This is a genomic window from Streptomyces sp. NPDC006476 (genome assembly GCF_040612015.1).
GTDB classification, from domain to species: domain Bacteria; phylum Actinomycetota; class Actinomycetes; order Streptomycetales; family Streptomycetaceae; genus Streptomyces; species Streptomyces griseorubiginosus_B.
Genome location: NZ_JBEXPK010000189.1, coordinates 1 through 5,084, shown reverse-complemented (window position 1 = coordinate 5,084; position 5,084 = coordinate 1). Strand labels below are relative to the sequence as shown.

Genomic DNA, 5,084 nt, shown 5'->3' with positions numbered 1-5,084 from the left:
TCCCGTTCGCCGTTGTCGGCGAGTCGGTTGCTGAGAGTGGACCAGGCCATGGCGAGGACGGTGCGGTAGGCGTCGGGATCGGCTTGGACCAGGGTTTCAGATACCTCAACGGCCTGGCGGCCGGCCTGCAACCCTTCGCGGACGAGGCCGGTTTCGGCCAGACGGTCGGACTGGATGACGAGGTCGGGTTGATAGGCGGCCGGGTTCTCTGAGGGCACCCCGAAGTGTTGCCGCGAGCACGCAGAGCAGATTCTTCCCTCCTGCCGGATCCTTGCTGGGCGGTCGTCCGCTGCGGAGCGACGTACAGCGCGGGAGGGAGACGGTATGGACATTGTCCACGAACGCTGCGCGGGGATCGACATCGGCAAGGCCGACTGCAAGGTGTGCATCCGTATCCCGGGGCGGAACGGGCGTCGTCATACCGAGATTCGCACCTTCTCCACGATGACCGAGGGGCTACTGGCCTTGCGCGAGTGGCTGGTCTGCGAGGGGATCACCCTTGTCGGGATGGAAATGACGGGGTCCTACTGGAAGCCCGTGTACTACATCCTCGAGGAGCAGATGGAGACATGGCTGCTCAATGCCCAGCACATGCGCAACGTCCCCGGCCGGAAGACGGATGTGCGTGACTGCCAGTGGATCTGCCAGCTCGTCGAACACGGCCCGGTCCGCCCATCGTTCGTTCCGCCCAAGCCGATCCGGCAACTGCGGGACCTCACCCGGTACCGCACCGAGGTCACCCGTGAACGCACCCGGGAGATCCAACGTCTGGAGAAGCTGCTGGAAGATCCCGGGATCAAACTGTCGAGCGTCGTCTCCGACCTCGGCGGCAAATCGGCGCGTACGATGGTCGAGGCGCTGATCTCAGGTGAACGCGACCCCCAGGCCCTCGCTCAGCTCGCCGTCGGCACCTTGAAGCACAAGGAAACCCAGCTGGTCCAGGCGCTGACCGGGTTCTTCACTGATCATCACGCCTTCCTCGCCCGCGCCATGCTCAACCGCATCGACGGCGCCACAGCAACGGTCAAAGAGCTCACCGCCGAGATCGACCGCCGCCTTGAGCCCTACAGGCGCCAGCTGGAGCTGCTGGTGACCATCCCGGGAGTGAGTCTCACCGCCGCCCAAGTCGTGGTCGCGGAGATCGGCGTGGACATGCGGCGGTTCCCCACCGCCGGGCACCTCGCCTCCTGGGCCGGGGTCTGTCCGGGCAACCACGAATCTGCCGGCAAGGTCACCAGCGGACGGACCCGCCACGGTGACGCCTGGCTCAAGGGCGTCCTTGGCATCGCCGCCGCCGCAGCGGCCCGTTCGAAGAGCACCTACCTGTCCGCACAGTTCCGGCGCCTGGTCGGCCACCGGGGCAAGAAGCGGGCACTCGTCGCCGTCGAGCACTCGATCCTTGTTGCCGTCTGGCACATCCTGACCCAGGACACGCCCTACCGGGACCTCGGCGCCGACCACTTGTCCCGGCAGACCCGCCGACTCGTAGGCCAGCTCACCCAGCTCGGCTACGACGTGACCATCGAGCCCCACACCCATTGATGATCACGGAGGGGATTTTCAGAGCAGATCGAGGTTAGGCATAGCGAATGACGCGGAACGCAGGTGTGAGATTGGTCCGGGTCGGATGCCTCTATCGTCAGGTCCGCACGTCTTCGATAGTGCCTTGGAGTTTGTGGGGCTTGCGTAGATCTCAACGAAGGGTGTTGAACCGAAACCTTCATCCGTCTGCGCACCAATGCGGTACCGGGAGAGGGCCGCTCGCAGCTCGGCCTGCCCAGTTACCAAAATTCGGCATTTCATCGTACCAGCTCATTTCGGAGGGATGGCATGAGTAGCCGTTTTAACGGTTGGTCTCTGCGAGTGCTCGATGTGGATAACGCAGAGGAAGTCGCGCAATACGTCGACCAGTACGGTTTTGCGATAGTTTCGGGTGACTGGCGATATGATGCGTCGGATTTTCACCGGATGGCAGTCCTCTACGCCCTGGGACCGATGCATCAGTCTGAATTCAATCGCCGCGAGCACTCCGAAGGTGTGTCTTCGTCGGGTATGAACCAGGTGGGAGGTCTGTCAAGCGGTCATCATTTTGTGTTCAACAACACGTCCGGTGTGCCGCTTCATACCGATGGCTCCTACTTGCCCATCGGAACAATTAAGACTTCGATCATCCTTTGCAAGGAGCCCGCGCTCAGTGGTGGCGAGTCCATCTTGTTCGACAGTGTCTCGGCGTTCCGGGTTTTATCCCGCGATTACCCCGACCTTGCAGAGTGCTTGCTGGCAGCCAATGTATTCAGACGGAGGTCGACCGGCAGGGGCTCGGGCAGACAGTACGAGCACATCGGGCCGGTTTTCAGCCGCGCTGAGAATGGTGATATCGTCGGCGGTTTCACGCTCGACGTTACAGCTGATTGGGACTATTCACGTCGCATCGATCCCCGAACCGCCGATGCCGTGGCGTATCTGACCCGGCTTGCATCCGAAGAAAGCGGCTACTTGCTGACATTCGCGCTACGCAAAGGACAGGCGATGATCATACGCAATGACGAGCTGTCTCACGGTCGATACGCATACGTCGATGATCCCGCTAGGCCGCGCATCCTCCTGAGAGGGCTCTTCGAGGTCCCGCTACGCGGGCCCTCGATCGCGAATCGGGCCTGCACAACGAGTGGCCGGCCGTGACTGGTGGCGAGCTGCGGACAGCGGAATTGGACCTGTCGGCACTATGGGCCTTATGGATGGCGTGTCCTGCCGGTGAGCTCGCAGCGCAGGTCCGAGCCGATCTCGCCGTCTATCAACTCGACGGAGAGACGACGACTGCTGTTGTTGAATTCGTTTGCGAATATCAACGAGACGGACGGGGCTGGAGTGTTCGGGGACTGCGAGGTGACGACGTCATAGCACCCATGGTCGGTGTTAAGGAGGCGGTGCCGGATCTGTTTGAGTTCGTTCACGCGAAGATCGCTTCGGCTGAAGAGAAGAAGTGGTTGGGAGGCAGCATCGACGAGAAAACCGTCGCTGCACAGCGGCAATATCAACGCTTCGCGATTGTGTCGACGCCTCGTTCGGGTACGCATATGCTGCGAACGCTGCTCGGCTCTCACCCCTGCATCGAGATTCACGGCGAATCGTTCAATCGTTTCGGCCAGCATCTGCTGCCTTATTCGGTGCGAGATACGACAGCAGTCGAGGTTGTCAACAAACACCTCTTTCGGCCGTATTTCGAATATGTTGAAGCCGTAGGATTTGCCCTCTTTCGTGATCTCGACACCGAATGGGCGGGTGAGAACGTATGGGATGTTGTGGCTGGAGTCCGCGATCTGCGGATCATTATGCTCGACCGGCGCAGCCGCCTGGAACGACTGGCCTCGCTGAAGAAGAGTTTGCGCGATCATGTCTGGTACATCGGCCGTGCCGACAACACGAATAGACCCCAGGTCAAGCTGACGATCACGCGGGATGAACTCATCGATTTCATCGAACGTGATCTTGAAAATCGGGCGCAATTCCGCGAGCGTTTCGGCGGGCATGACGTTTTACAGGTAGAATACGAGGATCTTATTTCTACGCCGGGAATTGTTCATGACCGGTTGCACTCGTTTCTCGGTATATCCGCCGCCACGCTTCAGCCTGGAACGGGGAAGAAGGAGAAAGTGCCGGTATCGCTGGTGGTCGACAACATCGATGTCCTGAGGTCGGAACTTGCAGGGACAAAATATGAGCACTACCTCTAGTCGGCCGCACCTCTATTGGCCGCCGTACACTCCGATACCAATGGACGATCGCCGTCCGAGGGTCGTGCGCGGCGACGGCGTGTTTCTCTACGAGGAGACCGGCCGACGATATATCGATGGTATTTCGGGCTCCTACAACCATTGCCTCGGCCATTCCCACCCGGCACTGACTGCGGCGGTCAAGCAGCAACTGGACACGCTTGTTCACGCGTGCAACATCGGCTCGAGCACAGGGCTGCCCGAAACGCTTGCCGACAAGATCCGCGACCGGCTGACGCAGACCGGGCTCACCCATACATTCCTCGTGACGAGCGGTAGCGAGGGAGTCGAAGCCGCGCTCAAAATGGCATGGCAGTACCAAGTCAGCCGCGGACGTCCACAACGGACCCAGGTGGTCGCGATCGACGACGCCTACCACGGCTGCACCCTCGGCGCGATGATCGCAACGCAACGCGCTTTCATCAATGACGGGGCATTACCCCTGCTTGGCGCCTATTCGATGTCGATGCCCGCGCCAGCAAGCCTCGACGATCTACCGAAATGGCAGACGCTGCTGGCAGAGCACGAATCGGAGATCGCTGCGATCATCGTCGAGCCCGTCATGGCGATGGCCGGGACGCGGCAGTTCCCGGACGGCTTCTTACGAGCACTGTCCGATCTCGCGAAGCAGTATGACATACCACTAATCTGCGACGAAGTCTACTGCGGAATCGGACGTGCAGGCTCATTCTGTGAAGCCGTCGCGCAAGGTGCCGAACCGGATATCGTGATCTTCAGCAAGTGCCTCGGCGGCGGGTTTCCGATCACCGCAGTGGTGGCAACGACGGCCGTGGTCGACAGCTTTGCCACCCATTCCGTACCGCTCTTCAGGCATGGGCATACCCAGTCCGGAAATCTTCTGGGTTGCCGCGCGGCGTTGTTCATTCTCGATTACTTGGACGCACATCACTGCTATGAAACGGTCGCACTGAAAGGTGCGCGGCTGCTGCAGCGGATTCGTGAAGATCTGCCTACTGCCGATGGCGTCATTAGCATACAGGGAAAAGGACTGATGCTGTCGATTACCTTCGAATCTTCGCAAGCATGCGACCGCGCGCAGCTCGCCGCGCGCCGACATGGCGTACTCGTGGGTACGGCCGACCGGCATCTCAAGCTGGCGCCTGCTTTCACGATCCACGACACCGAAGCGAACGAGCTCGCCGAACGCCTGGTCGGCGCAATTCGCGGCACTTCGCAATGATGATTGTCCCGGGCCTTGTGTCCTGAACATGAAAGGGAGCCGATTGTAGGCAGCTTCTGGAAATGGTGCTGTGCGAGAGATGAAGGTTATGGCCCTTCGGAGCCGCCCTG

At 60.7% G+C, this 5,084-nt stretch carries 5 protein-coding genes; 4 read left to right on the top strand and 1 reads right to left on the bottom strand.

Annotated features, from left to right (window positions below; translation table 11 throughout):
• Positions 1–218: hypothetical protein (locus ABZZ74_RS52475; RefSeq protein WP_356951205.1), on the bottom strand; the 218-nt coding region annotated here is incomplete at its 3' end.
• Positions 219–324: 106 nt separating this feature from the next.
• Between ABZZ74_RS52475 and ABZZ74_RS52470 the strand changes: the two genes are divergently transcribed.
• The 4 genes from ABZZ74_RS52470 to ABZZ74_RS52455 all read left to right on the top strand — a co-directional run bounded on the left by ABZZ74_RS52470 (position 325) and on the right by ABZZ74_RS52455 (position 4,974).
• Entirely contained in the window at positions 325–1,542 is a 1,218-nt protein-coding gene (locus tag ABZZ74_RS52470) for an IS110 family transposase (protein ID WP_356951204.1), read from the top strand.
• Positions 1,543–1,830: 288 nt separating this feature from the next.
• Positions 1,831–2,682 carry a TauD/TfdA family dioxygenase gene (locus ABZZ74_RS52465; RefSeq protein WP_356951203.1) on the top strand — a complete coding sequence of 284 codons (852 nt, stop codon included), beginning with the start codon at positions 1,831–1,833 and terminating at the stop codon, positions 2,680–2,682.
• Positions 2,679–3,734 carry a hypothetical protein gene (locus ABZZ74_RS52460; protein ID WP_356951202.1) on the top strand — a complete coding sequence of 352 codons (1,056 nt, stop codon included), beginning with the start codon at positions 2,679–2,681 and terminating at the stop codon, positions 3,732–3,734. Before ABZZ74_RS52465 ends, ABZZ74_RS52460 begins: the two co-directional genes overlap by 4 nt.
• Positions 3,735–3,774: 40 nt before the next feature.
• A complete protein-coding gene (locus ABZZ74_RS52455; protein ID WP_356951201.1) occupies positions 3,775–4,974 on the top strand; it encodes an aminotransferase class III-fold pyridoxal phosphate-dependent enzyme in 1,200 nt (399 codons plus the stop codon).
• Positions 4,975–5,084 lie beyond the last annotated feature (110 nt).